Genomic DNA, 1,332 nt, shown 5'->3' on the forward strand with positions numbered 1-1,332 from the left:
AAACTGCTTCGCCGCCAGCGGCGCACCGCCCTCGTTCGTGAGGCGTATATAGTCGCCACCAACCAGAACTGTCAACAGTCATCGACGATGTTTTTTCGATTTCTCGTGGAGATATCCACGGGGCGGAAATTCGTGAGCTGGCTTGGCTGAAATTGTGAGTGGCGTTCCGCCGCGGTTCACTCTTCCAACAAGCCCCCACCCCTCGACGGCAGATGCGTACCATCGGCCTGAGAATCGCCTCCTGGCGAGTGTCGATCCCCACGCCAGCCTGAGCAGTGCTTCAGAGCCGGCCTTCCAGCAATTCCGCCGTGATGTTCCGGCCCGCGAAAAAGACACCCAGGATCACGACCCGATCGGCATCGACTGCGAAAGCAATGCTGAGGGCACGCCGGTAGCCGATAACCCGCGGACCAGGCATGATCTCGACCCGCTCTGTGCCGCACTGTGGAAAAGTGGACACGCTCAGGAAATGGTCGCGATGCCGACAACGAAATTCCAAGCGATCGCCGGCGACGCACGGGTCGGCTATGTCGTCATAGAGCTGGTCGAGTTCAGTTTCCGCCTTGGGGTGGAAGACAATGCGGTACTCCATTGCCTATTTGGCTTTCGCCTGCTTCGCGTGATGACGCGCCTCGAGCCGCGAAAAAACTGTCTCGACAGGGATGCCCTTAGTTTAGCCGGATCCTGCCGGAGCTCGGTCAGGCGCGCCGGAACCTCCTCTCGCAGCCATCTTTCCCGCTCCGCCTCGAAATCCTCGAGCATACGCAGGCCGGCGCGAACAACCTCACTGGCATTGTTGTAGCGGCCTGATTCGAGCTGCTTCCTGGTAAAGCTCTCATAGTGGTCGTTCAGAGCGTAGTCGGGCACGGCAACCTCCTGGAAGATTATGGCGCCGATCAAAGCCCGGTAACAATAGATAGCAATGATTGGAAGCGCACGATCACGGTTCGTTTTCAAAGATCTGATGGCGAGAGAATGGTTCGTCGCCTGGTTTTGCAGGATCCAAAGCGTCCGGTCACCATCGCGCCGGCGCGTGGCGGTTGCCGCGCTGACAGAGCCGGGAGCCAACCGGCTTCGCGTGGGCAAAGGTGCCGAATACAAAAGGCCTGCGAGCTGCGGGCGGTTGGGGGGTCATGATTTGGCTTTTCTGTCCCACGGCGTCGGCTTCGCCTGCTTCCGACCCCTGGTGCAGGTTAAAATCGCCATCGAGCACGGTCCGAACGCAAAAAGCCCGCGTGAAGCGGGCTTTTTTGTTGGTTGCGGGGACAGGATTTGAACCTGTGACCTTCAGGTTATGAGCCTGACGAGCTACCGGGCTGCTCCACCCCGCGT

The 1,332-nt window shown here is 59.5% G+C and carries 1 protein-coding gene, 1 tRNA gene and 1 pseudogene; all 3 read right to left on the bottom strand.

Annotation, left to right across the window (positions count from 1 at the left end):
• Positions 1–280: 280 nt before the first annotated feature.
• A complete protein-coding gene (locus tag NKI06_RS30780; RefSeq protein WP_352987923.1) occupies positions 281–592 on the bottom strand; it encodes a type II toxin-antitoxin system RelE/ParE family toxin in 312 nt (103 codons plus the stop codon).
• A gap of 3 nt (positions 593–595) precedes the next feature.
• Positions 596–867 (bottom strand): annotated as a pseudogene (locus NKI06_RS30785) (type II toxin-antitoxin system ParD family antitoxin).
• Positions 868–1,254: 387 nt separating this feature from the next.
• A tRNA-Met gene (locus NKI06_RS30790) sits at positions 1,255–1,331 on the bottom strand.
• Position 1,332 lies beyond the last annotated feature (1 nt).

It is taken from the genome of Mesorhizobium sp. M0772 (assembly GCF_040320135.1).
In the GTDB taxonomy this organism is placed as follows: Bacteria; Pseudomonadota; Alphaproteobacteria; order Rhizobiales; family Rhizobiaceae; genus Mesorhizobium.

Excerpts from the sequence above, each read along its gene's own strand:
- NKI06_RS30780 (WP_352987923.1), bottom strand. The coding sequence starts at position 592 with ATGGAGTACCGCATTGTCTTCCACCCCAAGGCGGAAACTGAACTCGAC.